An 18,101-nucleotide genomic window follows, 5' to 3' on the forward strand; every position below is an offset into this window, starting at 1 on the left:
GGAAGCTGGATGATGGAAGTTTAAATGATTGAGAATATTTTTACAAAGAAATAAGAAAAATATATTACGTTTAAAATTCCCCTCCTTTGGAGGGGTGGCGAAAATTTCAAAGAAATTTTTGTCGGGGTGGTCAGAAAGTGAATAGTAAATAATCAATTGACATTTAAAACGTTTCGCTTTTCCTAGCCCCGATTGCAGCGACATCCTTTTGTGTAGCAAAGCGAAACAAAAGATATAGCGGAAAGCGGGAAATAGCTCCTAAAAAATACTCCAAAAATAAAAAGAGACCACTAAAAATTAGCAGTCTCTTTTTGTATGTATTGTTGTCTGAATTATTTCTTCTTGTAAGCAGCGTCTTTAATTCTCGCTTTTTTACCTCTAAGGTCTCTGAAGTAGTAAATTCTAGATCTTCTAACTCTACCTCTTCTGTCAACTTCAATTTTCTGAAGAGCTGGCATGTTGATTGGGAATACTCTTTCTACACCTACATCACCAGACATTTTTCTGATGGTAAAAGTTTTTGTAGATCCAGTACCTCTCAATTGGATAACAGTACCTTTGAAGAACTGAGTTCTTGTTTTTTGACCTTCTTTAATCTCGTAATACACAGTGATTGTATCACCAGCTTTGAATTCAGGGAATTCTTTTTTTGTAATGTACTTGTCTTGTACGTACTTTAATAAATCCATTATTAATAAATAAAATGTTTAGGCTAAGCAACTTACACGGACTTCGTCAGAGGTTGAATAACAGGTTGCAAATATACAGAACATTTTTTGAATATCCCAAACAAATTATTATTAAATCTTATAAAATTTCATGTTGATTTTCAGTGGAAAAATTAACACTTCCTTGAAGTTCCCATCAGATAAAGTTTACATGAGAATTCTACTTTTGCCCGAAAATAAAATCAGCTATAATCATTTAAAAATAAATGATTTAAAAACTTTACACACATTTAAACTGAAATTTTTTATGAAACACTATTTCTTCTTTTTCTTTTTTGCCGTCCAGATGGCGTTTGGGCAGGTTTTGTATCCTTATTTACAAAATCCGACACCAAATTCCATGATTGTGAACTGGAAGACTTCATCAAATAATGAAACTACGGTTACCTACGGAACTTCTGCTAATAATCTGAACGTTACGGTAACGGGAACTACCAACATTTTTCAGATACAGGGTATAACAACAATTATTATTACCACACGGCAAAAGTTACCAATCTTCAGCCTAATACAAAATATTACTATAAAATAAAAACAGGAACCAGCGAATCTGCGGTGTACAATTTCAGAACACTTCCTTTGCCAGGACAACCTGTGACGGCTGATGGAAAAATCCGTTTTCTGATCATGGGAGATAACCAAATCAAGGCAGAGCCAAGATATGATACTTTAACTTTAAATGCTTATAAAAAATTAAAGGAAAAATTTGGGGTAGATTCTGATCCTTCTGATAATATTGCATTAACGTTTATGGTTGGAGATCAGGTAGATGTGGGAACATTAGATCATTATGAAAATGTTCACTTTAAAAAGAATATTAAGCTTTCGCCTTATCTTCCGATCCAGACAACGGTGGGGAATCATGAAACGTATGGTAGTTTAGGGATGAACTCTTATTATGCTCATTTTTATATTGATGAAATTAAATACAAAAATATTTCTTCAGGAAATGAGAATTATTATGCTCAACAAGCTGGAAATGTTTTATTTGTAAGCTTAAGTTCAGAACATACAGGTTCGGCTCAGCAAACTTGGCTTCAGCAAATTTTAAACGAAGCAAACAACGATCCTACGGTAGACTGGATTATTTCTTTAAGTCACAGACCTTATCAGGCGGAACAATATGTGGGAGATATTTCGACTTGGGTGAGAAATACGGCGGTTCCTCTGTTAACGACTTCTAATAAATATTTAATGCACGTTGGGGCGCATCACCATTTATATCACAGAGGTCAGTTGAAAGAATCTCCGAATTATCAGATTATTTCCGGTGGAGTCGCATGGGACCAATATTGGGGAATGTCGAATGAGCAGGATTTTGACGATGTTCAGAAAACATTGACAGATTGGACTTACCAAATCGTTGAAGTAGATGTAAACACAGGAAAAGTTGATATTGAAAGTTATTCAATTGGTGGTGTTTATCATAAAAAGTATAATGAATTGGTTGATACTTTTCACCGATATAAAAATCAGCCAAAACCAGTAAAACCTTCCATTACAAACACTTTTTCAGCTCCGATTACGTTACCTATAACATTAAATGGAAGCACTTTTACCACAACAAATTCAGAATTATTAAATACCACACAGTTTTTAATCAGTAAAGCTGCCGATTTTTCTGTTGTTGAAAAAGAATTTTACAGGGATTACGAAAACTGGTTCGGAAAAGATGGTAACGGAACGCCCGATATTACTAAAAATCTAAATGCCGGAGTTGATATTACCAAAGCTACAATTGCTGCCAACTCAATCACAAACGGAATTTATTATGTGAAAGTTCGTTACAGAGACAGAAATTTAGAATGGAGTGATTGGAGTGATGCAAAACAATTTGAAGTAACAGGAAGTGTGGTTTCAAATCCTTCATTCAATTTAAATAAATCAGAATATACTCAAAATGAGCCGATTGTTGCTACATTTACAGACGGTCCCGGAAATCAGCAGGATTGGATCGGAATCTATAAAAAAGGTCAGAATCCAGCTTCGGTAACGTCACAAGCTTACCTTTATACCAACGGACAAACTGCCGGAACGACAACTTTCCCCAATGGAATTTCAGCTAAAGGTCAGTATTTCGCAGGATTTTTTGCGAACAACGGTTATACAGAAATTACAGCCAGAAAGAACTTTTATGTAGGGCCAAAAGTGGTGCTGAATACTTCTGCAGATACTTATCCTGTTGGCGGAAACGTAGTTGTAAATTTTAACAACGGCCCGAATTTAACCAAAGACTGGATCGGGATTTACAAAATGGGACAAGTTCCGGGGCCAACCCCTTCTATAAAGTGGAGTTATGTAACAACAGCTTCAGGAACATTGAATTTTACAGGTCTTCCGAAAGGGTATTATTATGCTCAGTATTTTCTTGAAGATGGCTACACGACAGTAGGAGAGAAGGTTTTCTTTAAAGTTGGTGACATCGTTACGGAACTTTGGACGAACAAACCTGTTTATACATTAGGTGAAAATATTACCGCTTCTTGGACGGATTCTCCGGGAATTATCAAAGATTGGTTAGGAATTTATCCTCAAAATATTCAAACGCCGGATGATAATTTTGTGTCTTATACTTATTTTGACGGAATTGTTCAGGGAACGAAAAATATCAATGGTGCTGCATTGCCTACAACTCCCGGAAATTATTATATGGTGATGTTTACCAATGATTCTTATACTGAGGTTTCAAACCGAGTTCAGTTTCAGGTGCAGGGAGCAACTTTAGGAATGGATGAAACAAAAAATCATAATGAAAAAGCGGTTATTTTATATCCAAATCCGACAAAACCGGGACAGCCAACGTTTATAAAAAGTGATTATCCAATTGAAAAAATAGAATTACTTTCTGCCAACGGAGATTTATTGTACAAATCTGAGAATGTACAAAATCAACGATTTTCTTTGGTGAATGAAAACCTACCGAAAGGGGTATATTTTGTGAAAGTTCATTCAAGAAAATTATTTACGTTGAAATTGATTATTCAGTAAAATATAAAGGTCAAAGAAAGAGTCCCGAAGGGACGATTTACATCAGGATTGGATGCGAATCCAATTATGAATTATCAATAAAGATTAAATTGATTTAAAAAGGTTGAATCATAAATAAATCCTCAATAAATATTTTCAAAAAATAGTTGAAAGGATCAATAGAAACGGGCTTTAGCCCGTTTCTTTATTTCCTAAATTCATAAGGCTTTAGCCAAAACTTAATTTTTAATTATAATCAAAAAAGTTATTCATCAGTCGATTTTATTGCCCATGCCATTAAAGGAGCCTGCATAAAAAGTCTTGCAAATCTTGCGTTATCAGTATTCAGTCCAAAAGAATCTCTTCTGTTTTTATACTGAGCAATATTTCCGGGGAGAACGGCAGCAAAAAATCCGGCAACCACTTGTCCCATTGTTTTTCTATATTTTTCAGGAGTAAGAATTACTGCTGCTCCCAATGCAATCTCAGCAAATCCGGAATAAACAACGGTATCGTCTTTTTTCAGAGGAACCCATTCCGGAACCTGAGCCTGAAATTCTTTTCTTGCGAATGTTAAATGACCGATTCCTGCCGTAATTAAAAAGGTACCTAAAGCAATTCTTGAAATGTCTTTCGTTTCCATAATTTTAATATTTTTTGTGATGTTGATTATAATTAAACCAAAATCAGACCATGACAACGAAATATATTTTCACTAATTTAAAATATATAGAAAGAAAGAGTCCCGAAGGGACGATTTAAATCAGGATTGGATGAGAATCCAATCAAAAAGATGATTGTTAAAATAAAATCGGGAGAAAATTTTTAATTTTCCCCCGATTCCTTTATCTGTAAATATTCCTTTTCTTGTTTAAAAACCGATCAATTCCAAAGATCTTATATCCATATAATGAAAACATTCCCAACAGCATTATAAATAATACCTGAGGTAAAAAGAAGAAATACGTAAGCCATGTAAAATTGTCCATAGGAATGTTCCCTATTTTAGGATCAATGGGAACCAATTCTATCGGAATAGAATGGATATCTTTTGAAATCAAAGCGACCAACATGATAACAATTAATGCAAAAGAACTTATCCTTGTGAAAAGCCCAATCAATAAAAATAATCCCCAAACCATTTCATTAGTTGCTACAAAATGAGCCATAAATTGTGGATTTGAGAAACCCAGACCTTCCATTGTTTTCAGCATATACCCTTGAAAAACGGGATGGAAAAGTTTGTTGAAACCAGTAATGAAGAAGAATAAACCAATGCTCATTCTGCAAAGTACATAAAAAACATCTCCTGCTTTGTTTAAATTTTCCTGTTTCATTTGTGTAATAATTTGTGAGGTTAAATTTTAAATCAAATACTTTTGAGTAAAAGATTTGACAGTATTTATAATTATCAAATGTATAAAAAGTTATCATATCATCATCAAAAAAATGCGGAACATAGGATATTTGAGAAAAATTATTAAATTTAAGCCAACAGAAAATCTAATATTTCATGATAGATAAAAGAGTAAAAAATGCAAAGGAAGCCATCGAAGGAATTCAGGATGGAATGACGTTGATGTTGGGCGGATTTGGACTTTGCGGTATTCCTGAAAATTCAATCAATGCTTTGGTAGAGAGCGATGTGAAAGATCTTACGTGTATTTCAAACAATGCAGGGGTAGATGATTTCGGGTTGGGATTATTGCTTCACAAAAGACAGATCAAGAAGATGATTTCTTCTTATGTGGGAGAAAATGCTGAGTTTGAAAGACAGATGCTTTCGGGAGAATTGGAAGTTGAGCTGACTCCACAGGGAACTTTGGCAGAAAAATGCAGAGCTGCACAGGCGGGAATTCCTGCTTTTTATACGCCGGCAGGTTTCGGAACTGAAATAGCAGAAGGGAAAGAAGTAAAAGATTTTAAAGGAAAACCTCATATTTTAGAGCACGCTTACGAAGCAGATTATGCAATCGTAAAAGCTTGGAAGGGCGATCATGCCGGAAACCTAATCTTCAAAGGTTCGGCGAGAAATTTCAATCATCCGATGGCTGGAGCAGGGAAAATTACCGTAGCGGAAGTTGAAGAATTGGTAGAACCAGGAGAATTGGATCCTAACCAAATTCACATTCCGGGAATCATGATCCAAAGAATTTTCCAAGGAGAGAAATTTGAAAAAAGAATTGAGCAGAGAACGGTTAGAAAAAAAGATTAATTTTTTCATCAGCTCTAAAAAATAATACCCCGAAATCAATTTTCGGGGTAATTTATTTATTTTCAAAGTTGTCATTCCGACGAAGAAGGAATCTCTGTTTTCAATCAGGTAAACCTCCAGCTTCCATCACTTAACTTCCATCCTTTTAAATCAGCGTTTCAGCAATTTTTCTTTCTCCAATTTGCTGTCTCCACATGGCGTAATATAAACCTTTTTCTTCAATTAACTGGAGATGTGATCCCGTTTCTACAATTTGTCCGCGTTCCAGAACATAAATTCTGTCGGCATGCATAATCGTACTTAATCTGTGCGCAATAAGAACGGTTATCTGTTCTTTTTCTTTAGAAACTTCCTTGATAGTCATGGTAATTTCTTCCTCGGTAATACTGTCCAAAGCGGATGTTGCTTCATCAAAGATCAATAAATGCGGTTTTCTTAATAAAGCTCTGGCAATGGCAATTCTTTGTTTTTCACCACCGCTCAATTTTAATCCACCTTCTCCGATTACGGTTTCAATTCCGTTTTCAGCACGTTCTAAAAGTGCCGTACAGCTTGATTTTTTTAAGGCTAATTGCAAATCTTCCTCTGTTGCCGATGGATTGACAAATAAAAGGTTTTCTCTGATGGTTCCTGCAAAAAGCTGAGTATCTTGGGTTACAAATCCGATTTGATTTCTTAATTCATCAAAATCAAATTCCTTTCCATCAATATTATTATAAAGAATAGCTCCGTCCTGAGGTCTGTACAAACCCACAAGCAATTTCACTAAAGTACTTTTTCCTGATCCACTGGGACCGACAAAAGCAATGGTTTCTCCATTTTTCACATCAAATGAAATCGAATTGATGGCTTTATAATGAGCGCTTTGATGCTGAAAAGAAACACTTTGGAATTTCAGATCTTCAATAGCACCGATTTTCTTGGGAGTTAAAGGTTTAGGTTCCACTTCTTTTTTCATCACGCGATCGAAATTATTCAACGAAGCCTGTGCTTCACGGTAAGAAATGATGATATTTCCAATTTCCTGCATCGGTCCGAAGATGAAGAATCCGTAGAACATCAAAGATAAATATTGTCCCGGCGTTACAATGTTTTTAAAGATCAACAATAATAAAGTGAAGGTAATCGTTTGCTGTAAAAAATTAACCAAAGTTCCCTGAACAAAGCTTAAAGAACGGATGCTTTTTACTTTTCTTAATTCTAAATTTAAAATTTTATACGTATTGTTATTCAAACGTTCAACTTCCTGATTGGTCAGTCCTAAACTCTTTACAATTTCAATATTTCTAAGACTTTCGGTGGTGCTTCCGGCTAAGTTTGTTGTTTCAGTAACAATACTTTTCTGAATATTTTTGATTCTTTTGCTTAATAAATTGGTCACAACTGCAATAAAGATAATCCCGACCACATACACCGGCATGATCGTCCAGTGCAAACGGATGGCGTATACCGAAACGAAAATGATACTTACCAAAATTCCGAAAAATACATTGATGAAATTATTGATAAACTTCACCGAATCTTCACGAACTTTTGTTAAAATGGAAAGGGTTTCACCACTTCTCTGATCTTCAAATTCCTGAAAAGGCAGTCTCATAGAATGTTTTAAACCATCCGTAAAAATCTTTGCCCCAAATTTCTGGATGATCACATTCACTACATAATCCTGAAAGGCTTTTGCAATTCGGCTTATCATCGCCGTTCCGATCAATAATCCTAAAAAATAGAATACTCCGTGATAAAGATCGGTTCCGTTCAGATATTCAGTCATATTTCTCGGAAGCGTTTTTTCTTTATCAAAAAAATTAGGATGGGTAACCAGTTTGTCTAATATATTTCCCGTAATGGCAGGCGCAAACAGTGAAAATACCTGATTGATTGAGGCTAATAAAAGGGAAGCTAATATCAGCCATTTATATGGTTTTAAATAATTTAATAAAATTTTCATTGCTAAAATTAAAAGTCCACAAATTTACAACAATTTGAAAAGGGAAATTTATCATAGGATAAGAAAAGAAATTTTTTTGTAATTCTGAAAAAATGGCTAATTTGGCGGGATAAGATAAAGCTATGTTAACTAAAGAACAAATTGCACAAAGAATTTCCAGAGAAGTAAAAGACGGGTATTATGTAAATTTAGGAATCGGGATCCCTACATTGGTGGCCAACTACGTTCCGGACAATCTTTCCGTAGAATTTCAGAGTGAAAACGGAGTATTGGGAATGGGGCCTTTTCCTTTCGAAGGAGAAGAAGATGCAGACATCATCAATGCCGGAAAACAGACGATCACGATCTTGAATGGAGGTTCATTCTTCGATTCTGCCTTCAGTTTTGGGATGATCAGAGCTCAAAAAGTAGATTTAACAATACTTGGAGCAATGGAAGTTTCAGAAAACGGAGATATTGCCAACTGGAAAATTCCGGGTAAAATGGTAAAAGGAATGGGCGGTGCAATGGATTTGGTGGCTTCTGCGGAAAATATTATTGTAGCGATGATGCACGTGAACAAAGCGGGAGAAAGCAAAATTCTTAAAAAATGTACGTTGCCTTTAACGGGTGTGAATTGTGTGAAAAGAGTAGTGACAGAATTAGCCGTTTTAGATGTCACGCCTGCCGGATTTAAGCTTGTTGAAAGAGCTCCGGGAGTTTCGGTGGAACATATTATTCAATCTACAGAAGCAGATCTGATCATTGAAGGTGATATTCCTGAAATGCAGTTTTAAATACTAGTTTAGAAGAAGGAGACTTGAAGCTGGAAGTTTAAATTGATGACTTTAGTATAAATAGTTCTTGTTTACTATTTTGTTAAAAGGATAATCACTTCATCAACCTGGCTCTTTTTACCTTTTACTTTTGCCTTTAATTCATAAAAAAATCCGTCTCCACATTTGCGAGACGGATTTTTTTGTCGAAGTCATCTTGACTTTTATTTTTTTTTAACGCAAAGATTTATTTACATGATGATTTTTTTTAGTGAGCCAAGAGTAATCAATTAGATTGATTTGATGAAGCGGTATTTTCAAGCTTCGCGAAACAAATTTTATTTGTCTTTGCCTCCTATAAATTAAAAGTATCTGAAGTCACCTTTGCGTTAAAAAACAAAATCAAGATCAATCATATTATTCCTGTTTTAATACGCAGGGTTTTGTGGAAAATCTTTATTTTGATTTAAATCTAAAACCGTTTGAGGAATCGGTCTTAAAATTTTCTGAACGCCATTATTTCCATTAAAATTAGAAGCGCTGGTAATCTTATAATTATACTGAACGGCTCTTGAAACCAAAGTTCCGGTACGTTTTAAGTCAAACCAGCGGTTGTATTCTCCCAGCATTTCTCTGCCTCGTTCATCCAGAATATAATTGATATTGAATTCTGCTGCTGTTGCCGCTGCCACACCTGCTCGTGCTCTTACCACATTTAATCTTGCCAGTCCTGTCGCCGAGTTTCCTGATTTCAAATAGGCTTCTGCTGCAATAAGATACGTGTCTGCCAATCTGGAAATGATGATGTCTCTTGTGCTTACCGCGCCTGTGCTGGCTGGCGTAGTGGTTGCCGGATCATCAAATTTCTTCACCGGAATTGTTTGATAATCTAAGTTTTTAACTAACGTATAGGCTGCATCATAAGTTCCTTTGTCGTGATAAAGAAATCCTGTGGCTAATTTTGAAGCGTTCGCCGTCATCCATGCCGTTTTATCGGCTGCGGTGTACCACATTGGCTCATAAAAATGTTTAATTTTCAGATCCGATTTATCAGCAACTCTGAAATAGTCGTAATATTTTTCATAGACAACATCCATAAAAGTGGCTTCCCATCTTAGATCGCCTTGCTTGAATAAGTTGAGAGCATAGGCTGTCGGGCAAAGATTGTAGCTTCTCAAAGGCGCGCTTCCATTGGTTTCTGCACCTCCCAAATACGAGCTGAAATAGTAAAACTGCTTATTTCCCAGCGTAGTCGGAGAGGTTGAGGTAGAATTAAAGTCATATTGCACCGAGAAAATGGTTTCTGCATTCAATTCATTTCCTGGATAAAATAGTTTAGAAGGTTCTACTGTCAGACCTTGTCCGGCAATGGCAGCGTCTGCATACGTCGCCGCGGTGGCAAAATCTGTACTTGCTCCAAAGCTTTCATATCCTCGCGTTAAATATACTTTAGCCAAAAGATCATTTACCGCTTTCTTGTTTACTTTACCGCTGGTAGCATAAGCCGTAGTTCCAACAGCAGCAAGTGATGCCTCTAATTCTTTAATGATATATGTATAAACTTCTTCTGCAGAATTTCTGTTGAATTGTAAAGTGGGAAGCGTAAAATTTTCCTCAACAATAGGAACTCCGCCATAGGTCTGCACCAATAGAAAATAAGCCTGAGCTCTCAAAAATCTTGCTTCTGCCACTAAAGTGGGAACACTGGAAGTCTGCTCAGTTATCGCGGAATAATATACCGTTTTATTAACCGACTGAATCAACTGATAACAAGCCATATATAATTGGTCAACTCCTTCCGAGGCAGGAATTAGCTGCGTGTATTGGCTGAGACCAGCCGGCTCAGGCGTTCTTCCTTCGGCATACATATCGGTTCCGGCAACAAAAAGCCACGGATCGCCTCCATAAATGCCTTTTAGCCAGGCATAATTCGTATTCACAAGCAGCTGAAAGCCAGTAGCTGTTTTATAAGCTTCATCAGCGGGTACGTTTGATAAACTTTCTTCTTCTATAAAATCGCTGCACGAGTTGAAAATCGCTGTAGCCAATACGAGTGTAAATATTATTTTTTTCATGATCGTTTAATTAAAATTTAGCGCTTAATCCTAATTGTGTTGTAATGGCAGCCGGTCTGTTGACTCCCATATTAGCAGCTGCCCATTCCGGATCGTATCCATCGAAATTGGTGAATACAAAAGGATCAAGAACATTGACGTAAACTCTTAAGCTGCTCATTTTTACTTTTTTCAGGAAGTCGGAATCAAAAGTATATCCCAATGAGATGTTTTTAATTTTCGTAAAAGAAACTTCTCGGTAATAGCCAAATCCTGTTGACCAAAATGCACCTGCTCCAGTGGCTACAGGTCCTGGTCTTGGGTTGGTATTATTGGCATTAGAAGCAAGTCCGGCACTGTTGGTAGGTACAAAATAATCCATTGCCATTTTTTGGCGTCCGCGGTCTGAAACATCAGCAAAATTCTGATGGAAAGTACTTAAAACTGTTTGCCCTTGGCTGGTAATAATTGAAAAATTAAAGTCAAATTTTCCTATCGTAAATCTCGAATAAAAACTTCCTTGCCATTTTGGAACCGAACTTCCGATGGTCGTTCTGTCATTAGCATCAAATTTTCCGTCCCCATTGATGTCTTTCGGTCTTGCCTGTCCGGGAGCCATTCCGTAAGCTGCTGCCTGTGCGGCTTCACTTTCCTGCCAAACGCCGTCGTACACATAATTGAAATTCGGATTTAAACTGGAACCTAAAATAAGATTATTCCCTCGGTCGCTCACCTGATCCTGATTATAGATCGATTCAAGCTTATTGACGTTTTTAGTAAAGGTAAAAGTGGTTTCCCAATTGATGAGTTCACTTTTTATATTTTTTGTGGTTAAAAGTACTTCAACCCCTTTATTACTTACCGATCCTACGTTGGCATAGGTGTATTTTACTCCCATTTCGGCAGGTAACTGTTGTTTATAAATTAGATTTTCTGAGAGACGGTCGTAAACATCCACGGTACCCGTAATTCTGTTTCGAAGAAATCCAAAATCCAATCCAAAGTTAAGTTCACGTGTTTTTTCCCAGGTCAGCAAAGGATTGGCAAAAACTGAAGACTGTAATCCGGGAACCAAAGTAGATCCATTAGCATAAAACGTCTGCTGGTCTAATAACGCTAATGATTGATATGGTGCCACATTATCATTTCCTGTGTAACCGATACTTGCCCTTAGTTTTAAGTCTGAGATCGCTTTTACATTTTCAAGAAAAGATTCTTTATTGACTTTCCATCCTAAGGCCAGAGAAGGGAAGGCAGTCCATTTATTCCCTTCAGACAATACCGAAGATCCGTCCCATCTTGTGGAGGCTGTTAATAAATATTTGTCTTTGTATCCGTAGTTGAGCCTTGCAGCAAAAGAGTTCAAAGTCCTTTTCATATAAGGCGGCGATTGGAGCTGAAAACTGCTTGGTAGCCCAAATCCTAAGTTATAATATTCTGAATTAAAAGACTGTCCGTGCGAATATCCGTAAGACGACTGATCTTCATTGGAATATGTACTTTGAAGCAATAATAAACTTACATCATGTACATCGCTGAACGTATGTTTTAAGTCGATTTGATTATCCCAAGTATAATTAAAGTTTTCAGTTTTGCTTAAAGAAGCGGAGTTTTGTTTATTAAGAGCAATCCCGATATTGGTATCTGCCGTATTCGATATTCCTAAACTTGAAGTTGAAAATCCTGCAGCAAAAGTAGTTTTAAATGATAACCACTTCATTGGTTGATACTGGAAAAATATATTTCCTAATGTCTGCCAGGTTCTTTCGGTTTGTCTCGAATTGGCAATTTCTAATAATGGATTGATCGTACTTGTTTTATTAATTGCCCAGGCTCCGTTAGGATAAGTTAATTTTCCTGGCAGTAAGAACAACTGTCCTTGAATATCATTGCCATTGGAATCGATTGCATAAGGGGATAACAGCGGACTGAAGCTGAATGCAGAACGCATCGCCGTATCACTTCCGTATTCTGTAATCGTTCTTGCTACGGTAATATTGGCTCCCGTTGAAAATTTGGAATTTATTTTATGATTGATTCCGAGCTTAAAAGTATATTTATCATTAGAATCGTTGGCAATTAAACCTTCATTTCCCTGAACACCAAAAGACATATTATACCCCAATCCGCCATCAGATCTTCCGGAAATATTCACATAATGATTTTGCATGGTTCCGGGTTGTAAAACGGCATCGTACCAGTCAAAATTATATCCGTTATTGGCTCTTTGTACCAAAAGCGGACTTTGATTTCCTGCTAAAGTTGCCAACTGTGCCGGTGTCTGGGTATTCGGAGTTGCACTAAGGTAAGCTGCCTGATGGAAATTCCACCATTCTGCGCCGCTCATCATTTTAGGCAAGCGGGCTGCAGTTCGTACACCATAAGAAGTTTCCAATGAGACATTGATTCCTCCTTTTGCGGTTGCCCCATTTTTAGTTGTTACCAAAACCACACCACTTGCTCCTCTGGAACCGTAGATTGCTGCTGAAGAGGCATCTTTCAAAACATCCATTCTGGCAATATCCTGAGGATTCAGAAAGTCAATATTATCAGTAGGCACTCCATCTACAACATACAAAGGATTTCCTGATGAAATTAATGAGTTATTTCCACGGATGGTCATTTTAAAACCGTCACCCACTCGTCCTGAATTAGACGTAATCTGTACTCCGGGCATACTTCCCTGTATCGCTTCGAGAGGACTTGTTGTATTTCTTTCTACAATTTTGTCGGAGCTCAAAGTATTCACAGAACCTGTAAGATCTGACTTTTTTACGCTTCCGTATCCTACCAGTACTACCTGCTCAATGGTTTTTGTTCTTTCTTCCTTTAGCGGAATGGCGATAAAAGAACGGTTGTCCACAGCGATGATCTGCGACTGAAAACCTTCATTTTCAACAGAAAGTGAAGACTGATCTTTTAATAATGTAATGATAAATTTTCCTTCAGCATCGGTAATAACGGTATTTTCTGTACCTTCTTCCTTTACCGTTACATTAGAAAGAGGAGCCTGTTTGTCGTTGGTTATCTTTCCGCTTACCTCTTTACCCTGCTGCGCAAAAACCACTCCAGAGGAAAACAGAAACAAAACAGCAAGCTTTTGACGAATCCTAAAACGGGATTCTGCTATTTTTTCACATGACATAGTTTTAATTTTTTGAGTTAAATTTTTACTTCCCAACAAGAACTCTGAGATTAGCTACTTCTCATCAAATTTGTTGAAAAAATTAATTAAAATTTAAATGTAATCGATTGCGCATTTCGATTAATATTTTTTTAGTTTTCTATATTAAACTTTTTTTAATAAAATTTTCATTTTTTTTAACGTAATGTTAATTTTAGCGATTAAGTTTTTAAAAATCAGTGGATTAAATTTTGTTTGATTTGTTGATTCAACATGATTTTTGTCATATTTTGTTCGTTTTTAGCACCCGTTATTTCCCCAAAATTGATATTAATATTAATTTTTTCTTCTTTTTGTGAAAAAAAACATTTGCATTTCGGTTGATTAAACGATTAAAATAATTCGTTAAAAATGCACAACAGAAAAGTGCGACTTATTGTAAAATATAATTGTTGATTTTAGATGAAATTTAATTTATCAAGAACAAAAAATCCATCTTACAAAATGGTAAGATAGATTGTTATTTTTTGAAAGTATTGTCTGAATATTTACTTCGTTTTTTTGCCTTGAAAAATGATGCGTTACAAAACTTGGAGAGTAGGCAAAAAGTTTGTCATCCCTATAGTAATCTAGGCATAGTACTAGAGAATAATTCTTTATTTTTTTTAACGCTATCGATCGCTAAAGTTTGCATCCTATTTTAAATATTTTCGGTCGTAATGGCGTTCTACTCAGCAAATGATAGCAATATTAAACTCGCTTAATGATAAAAATTCAAAGCTTTAAACTTTGAACAAAGTCCACAAAGTTTTTTTGACTTCCATTTGTTTTAAGCCTCACAAAACAAAGTTTCGCCGATTCAGCTTAAATCAATTTTATAATTGAGGCAAAGCCAATCTACTTATAAAATACAATAAAAAGTTGATCTACTTTCGCCCCAAGTTTTGTGATTGAGTTTTAAAAGATGAAAAAATTTGAGTGGATTTTTTTCTATTTAATGATATGTTGAAATCCTAGCCCCGATCGCAGCGTTTGTTTGAGCTCATTTCGTTAGGTTTCGGCGCGGCAGCGAAGCTGCCGCGCCGAAACCTAACGAAATAGCGAGTGCGGAGAGCGGGAAATAGCTTCAAAAGCTATTTGCTATCCTGAGCTCCGAAAACTTTCTGTAAAATACTTGTGGTTCTCATTGCCGGCGTATTTCTGATGCCACTTTCCTTATCAGCCACCATCTTGAAAACACCGTTGATGGTTTCTGTGGTCACATATTCATTAAGATCTGTCGTTACAGCTTGTCCAGTGAGCATATTATATTTTGAAATCAAACTTTTCCAAACCGAATCTGCACCTACTTTTCCTAATGAAGCCTTTACTTTGGGCTCAAAAGCAGTAAATAACTGACTTTGGGTTTTCCCCTGCAGATAATTGGTCGCAGCATTATCGTTGCCTAAAAGTATGTTTTTGGCATCGGTAATCGTCATAGAGGTAATCGCTCTGGTAAAGATCGGAGTGGCTTCTGTTACTGCATCTTCCGCAGCTCTGTTCAGTAATTTTACGCCTTGATCTGCCAGACTTCCTAAACCAACTGAGCGTAAAGTAGCATCTACTTTTCTTAATTTTTCGGGCATTAAAATTTTCACGGCTTCATTCTTCAGGAAACCATCAGTCACACCTAGTTTTTTCACTCCTTCACTTACGCCCATGCTCAAAGCCTCTTTTAATCCCGATGAAATCTGAGTTGATGTTAAACTTCCCAAATTGATAGGCGAAGTCCTTGTCGAAGTTTTTGTAGGAGTTGTAGAAGTGGTTGTTCCTTTTACAGGAGTGTTGAGGTCGATGCCTGTTTTATCTTTTACCGTAGATTTTATCACATCTAAAATCTGCGCTTGTGTTGAAACTGAAAATAGTAATCCGCTAACCAATAAAATCGTTTTTCTCATAAGATATTTTTGCAAATTTAGATGTTTTCTGATGCAAAAAGTTAAATTGTTTACAGAAGTTTTCATAAAATAATTATATTAGCTAAAACCTAATCAGAACCAATGATACGCGCTATTTTAATATTTTTTGTATTACTTTCAAATACAATTTTTTCGCAAAATAAGTTGAATTTAATTCCTTATCCCCATAATGTGAATATAAATGAAGGAAATTTTACACTTCCCGAAACATTTATACTTAATAGTGAATTACCTAAAAATGAAACTGAATACTTTAAAAAAAGGTTAAGTTCAGACCTGAAATTTAAAGAATCTAGCAAGTCAGACGCTAATTTGGTGTATTCTCAACTGCCAAAATCAGGAAAATCTGAACAGAATGATGAGTTTTATAGCTTAGAAATCACTCCAAAACAGATTCAGATAAAATCTTATACAAAACAGGGATATTTTTTAGCATTACAAACGTTAATACAATTAATCCAAAGTAATCAAAAAGATAAAAAAATTCCTGCGGTAAAAATTGAAGATCAACCGAAGTTTGCCTGGAGAGGAATGCACTTAGACGTTTGTCGTCATTTCTTCACGGTTGAAGAAGTGAAGCAGTATATTGACTATTTAGCAATGTATAAACTGAATACTTTTCATTGGCATTTAACAGACGACCAAGGTTGGAGAATTGAAATTAAAAAATATCCGAAATTAACGACTGTTGGTGCAAAACGTAAAGAATCGATGATTGGAGCGTATGTAGACAATACGTTTGACGGAAAACCTTACGGACCTTATTTTTATACACAGGATCAAATTGAAGATGTGGTAAAATACGCAACAGAAAGACATATCACGGTTGTTCCGGAAATCGAAATGCCGGGGCACGCTTTGGCTGCTTTAACAGCTTATCCTGAACTGGCTTGTACGAAAGGTCCTTTTGAACCGGCTACGAAATGGGGTGTTTTTGATGATGTTTTTTGCCCCAAAGAGGAGACTTTCAAATTTTTAGAAAACGTTTTGGATGAGGTGATTGCGCTTTTTCCTTCAAAATATATCCATATTGGTGGCGATGAATGCCCGAAAACAAGATGGAAAGAATGTGCACATTGTCAGGCTTTAATCAAGAAAAATAACCTGAAGGATGAACATGGATTGCAAAGTTATTTTATCCAAACGATTGAAAAATATGTTAATTCAAAAGGTCGAAAAATAATTGGCTGGGACGAGATTTTGGAAGGTGGATTGGCTCCCAATGCAGCTGTCATGAGCTGGACAGGAATAAAAGGTGGAGTAGAAGCTGCAAAATCAGGACATTTTGCGGTGATGACGCCGGGTTCTTATTGCTATTTTGATCATTATCAGGGAGATCCTCAAACAGAGCCTCTTGCTTTTGGAGGTTTTACACCTTTAGATAAAGTATATTCTTATAACCCGATTCCTGAGGAGTTGAATGCGGAGCAGGCTAAATATATTTTGGGAGTTCAGGCAAATCTTTGGACAGAATATATTCTTGATTTTAAAACAGTTCAATATCAAGTTTTTCCAAGAATGATGGCGCTTTCGGAAGTAGGTTGGGGTACTTCGGATTCTAAAAATTATAAAGAATTTGAAGGTCGTGTTATCAATCAATTCAAATTGTTGGATAAAATGGGCGTTAATTATGCGAAAAGCATTTATAATGTTACCGGAAAAGTAATTTCAGCTACTCATGGGATTTCTTATGAACTTTCAACTTCGCAAAATCCAAACGGGATTCGTTATACTTTAGACGGAACAAATCCGACTGCAAATTCTCAGGTTTATCAAAATTCAATTCCTGTGTCAAAGTCCATGACAATAAAATCTGCTTATTTTGAAAATGGTGAATGGAAAAGTGCGGTTTCTTCACAGGAATTTATAACATCAAAAACGACAGGAAAAACCATTACTTTGGAACAGCAACCCAGTGAAAATTATTCTTTCGGTGGCGCATTTACCTTAATTGATGGAATTGTCGGAAATGTAAAGCAACTGGGAAAAACATGGCTGGGCTTCCAGGGAAAAGATGTGGTTGCAACGATTGATTTAGGACAGAAAACTCAGTTTTCAGAAGTATACTTTAATACTTTAGATAATAAAGGAAGCTGGATTCATTTTGCAAAATCGGCTCAGGTTTTTGTGTCTGATGATGGAAAGAGCTTTAAAATGATTAAAGAAATCGGAAAAGATGAAATTCTGGCAGCGAAAGGAAAAATTAAACTCAACGTGGGAAATCAAAATTCAAAATATCTTAAAATTAAAATAGAGAATGCGGGAATAATTCCGGCAGGAAATCCGGGAGCAGATTCAAAAGCGTGGCTTTTTGTTGACGAAATTGGAGCTCTATAAAATTAAAGGTTCTAT

The 18,101-nt window shown here is 36.1% G+C and carries 11 protein-coding genes; 4 read left to right on the top strand and 7 right to left on the bottom strand.

What is annotated here, in order from left to right:
* Positions 1-332: 332 nt before the first annotated feature.
* A complete protein-coding gene (gene rplS / locus OXQ85_RS17115) occupies positions 333-689 on the bottom strand; it encodes a 50S ribosomal protein L19 (RefSeq protein WP_034709455.1) in 357 nt (118 codons plus the stop codon).
* A 594-nt stretch (positions 690-1,283) separates the two neighbouring features.
* Here rplS and OXQ85_RS20725 point away from each other — a divergent pair.
* Entirely contained in the window at positions 1,284-3,716 is a 2,433-nt protein-coding gene (locus OXQ85_RS20725; RefSeq protein ID WP_267406052.1) for a T9SS type A sorting domain-containing protein, read from the top strand.
* Positions 3,717-3,960: 244 nt separating this feature from the next.
* Here OXQ85_RS20725 and OXQ85_RS17125 read toward each other — a convergent pair whose 3' ends face one another.
* Together OXQ85_RS17125 and OXQ85_RS17130 are read right to left on the bottom strand one after the other, a co-directional pair.
* Entirely contained in the window at positions 3,961-4,338 is a 378-nt protein-coding gene (locus OXQ85_RS17125) for a hypothetical protein (RefSeq protein ID WP_267406054.1), read from the bottom strand.
* A 202-nt stretch (positions 4,339-4,540) separates the two neighbouring features.
* Positions 4,541-5,032: a DoxX family protein gene (locus OXQ85_RS17130; RefSeq protein WP_267406055.1), complete on the bottom strand. Its 492-nt coding sequence runs from the start codon at positions 5,030-5,032 to the stop codon at positions 4,541-4,543.
* Between the two features lie 176 nt (positions 5,033-5,208).
* Between OXQ85_RS17130 and OXQ85_RS17135 the strand changes: the two genes are divergently transcribed.
* Complete coding sequence (locus OXQ85_RS17135; protein WP_267406056.1) at positions 5,209-5,910, top strand: CoA transferase subunit A; 702 nt, start codon at positions 5,209-5,211, stop codon at positions 5,908-5,910.
* Positions 5,911-6,055: 145 nt separating this feature from the next.
* Here the strand turns inward: OXQ85_RS17135 and OXQ85_RS17140 are convergent, their stop codons facing one another.
* Positions 6,056-7,858: an ABC transporter ATP-binding protein gene (locus OXQ85_RS17140; protein WP_267406057.1), complete on the bottom strand. Its 1,803-nt coding sequence runs from the start codon at positions 7,856-7,858 to the stop codon at positions 6,056-6,058.
* A gap of 122 nt (positions 7,859-7,980) precedes the next feature.
* Between OXQ85_RS17140 and OXQ85_RS17145 the strand changes: the two genes are divergently transcribed.
* Positions 7,981-8,634 carry a CoA transferase subunit B gene (locus OXQ85_RS17145; RefSeq protein WP_267406058.1) on the top strand — a complete coding sequence of 218 codons (654 nt, stop codon included), beginning with the start codon at positions 7,981-7,983 and terminating at the stop codon, positions 8,632-8,634.
* 407 nt (positions 8,635-9,041) lie between these two features.
* Here the strand turns inward: OXQ85_RS17145 and OXQ85_RS17150 are convergent, their stop codons facing one another.
* The 3 genes from OXQ85_RS17150 to OXQ85_RS17160 form a co-directional block, all read right to left on the bottom strand.
* On the bottom strand, positions 9,042-10,688 hold the full coding sequence (locus OXQ85_RS17150; protein ID WP_267406059.1) for a RagB/SusD family nutrient uptake outer membrane protein: 1,647 nt from the start codon (positions 10,686-10,688) through the stop codon (positions 9,042-9,044).
* A 10-nt stretch (positions 10,689-10,698) separates the two neighbouring features.
* A complete protein-coding gene (locus OXQ85_RS17155) occupies positions 10,699-13,812 on the bottom strand; it encodes a SusC/RagA family TonB-linked outer membrane protein (RefSeq protein WP_267406061.1) in 3,114 nt (1,037 codons plus the stop codon).
* A 1,112-nt stretch (positions 13,813-14,924) separates the two neighbouring features.
* Positions 14,925-15,728, bottom strand: coding sequence for a DUF4197 domain-containing protein (locus tag OXQ85_RS17160; RefSeq protein WP_267406062.1), 804 nt, complete (start codon positions 15,726-15,728; stop codon positions 14,925-14,927).
* A 102-nt stretch (positions 15,729-15,830) separates the two neighbouring features.
* Between OXQ85_RS17160 and OXQ85_RS17165 the strand changes: the two genes are divergently transcribed.
* On the top strand, positions 15,831-18,086 hold the full coding sequence (locus tag OXQ85_RS17165; RefSeq protein WP_267406064.1) for a family 20 glycosylhydrolase: 2,256 nt from the start codon (positions 15,831-15,833) through the stop codon (positions 18,084-18,086).
* Positions 18,087-18,101: the final 15 nt, after the last annotated feature.

It is taken from the genome of Chryseobacterium sp. GM_Chr_2 (assembly GCF_026540445.1).
GTDB lineage: Bacteria > Bacteroidota > Bacteroidia > Flavobacteriales > Weeksellaceae > Chryseobacterium.

Coding starts and splice junctions, on each gene's coding strand:
- OXQ85_RS17125 (WP_267406054.1), bottom strand. CDS start 4,338: ATGGAAACGAAAGACATTTCAAGAATTGCTTTAGGTACCTTTTTAATT.
- rplS (WP_034709455.1), bottom strand. CDS start 689: ATGGATTTATTAAAGTACGTACAAGACAAGTACATTACAAAAAAAGAA.
- OXQ85_RS17135 (WP_267406056.1), top strand. CDS start 5,209: ATGATAGATAAAAGAGTAAAAAATGCAAAGGAAGCCATCGAAGGAATT.
- OXQ85_RS17155 (WP_267406061.1), bottom strand. CDS start 13,812: ATGTCATGTGAAAAAATAGCAGAATCCCGTTTTAGGATTCGTCAAAAG.
- OXQ85_RS17150 (WP_267406059.1), bottom strand. CDS start 10,688: ATGAAAAAAATAATATTTACACTCGTATTGGCTACAGCGATTTTCAAC.
- OXQ85_RS17165 (WP_267406064.1), top strand. CDS start 15,831: ATGATACGCGCTATTTTAATATTTTTTGTATTACTTTCAAATACAATT.
- OXQ85_RS17130 (WP_267406055.1), bottom strand. CDS start 5,032: ATGAAACAGGAAAATTTAAACAAAGCAGGAGATGTTTTTTATGTACTT.
- OXQ85_RS17140 (WP_267406057.1), bottom strand. CDS start 7,858: ATGAAAATTTTATTAAATTATTTAAAACCATATAAATGGCTGATATTA.
- OXQ85_RS17145 (WP_267406058.1), top strand. CDS start 7,981: ATGTTAACTAAAGAACAAATTGCACAAAGAATTTCCAGAGAAGTAAAA.
- OXQ85_RS17160 (WP_267406062.1), bottom strand. CDS start 15,728: ATGAGAAAAACGATTTTATTGGTTAGCGGATTACTATTTTCAGTTTCA.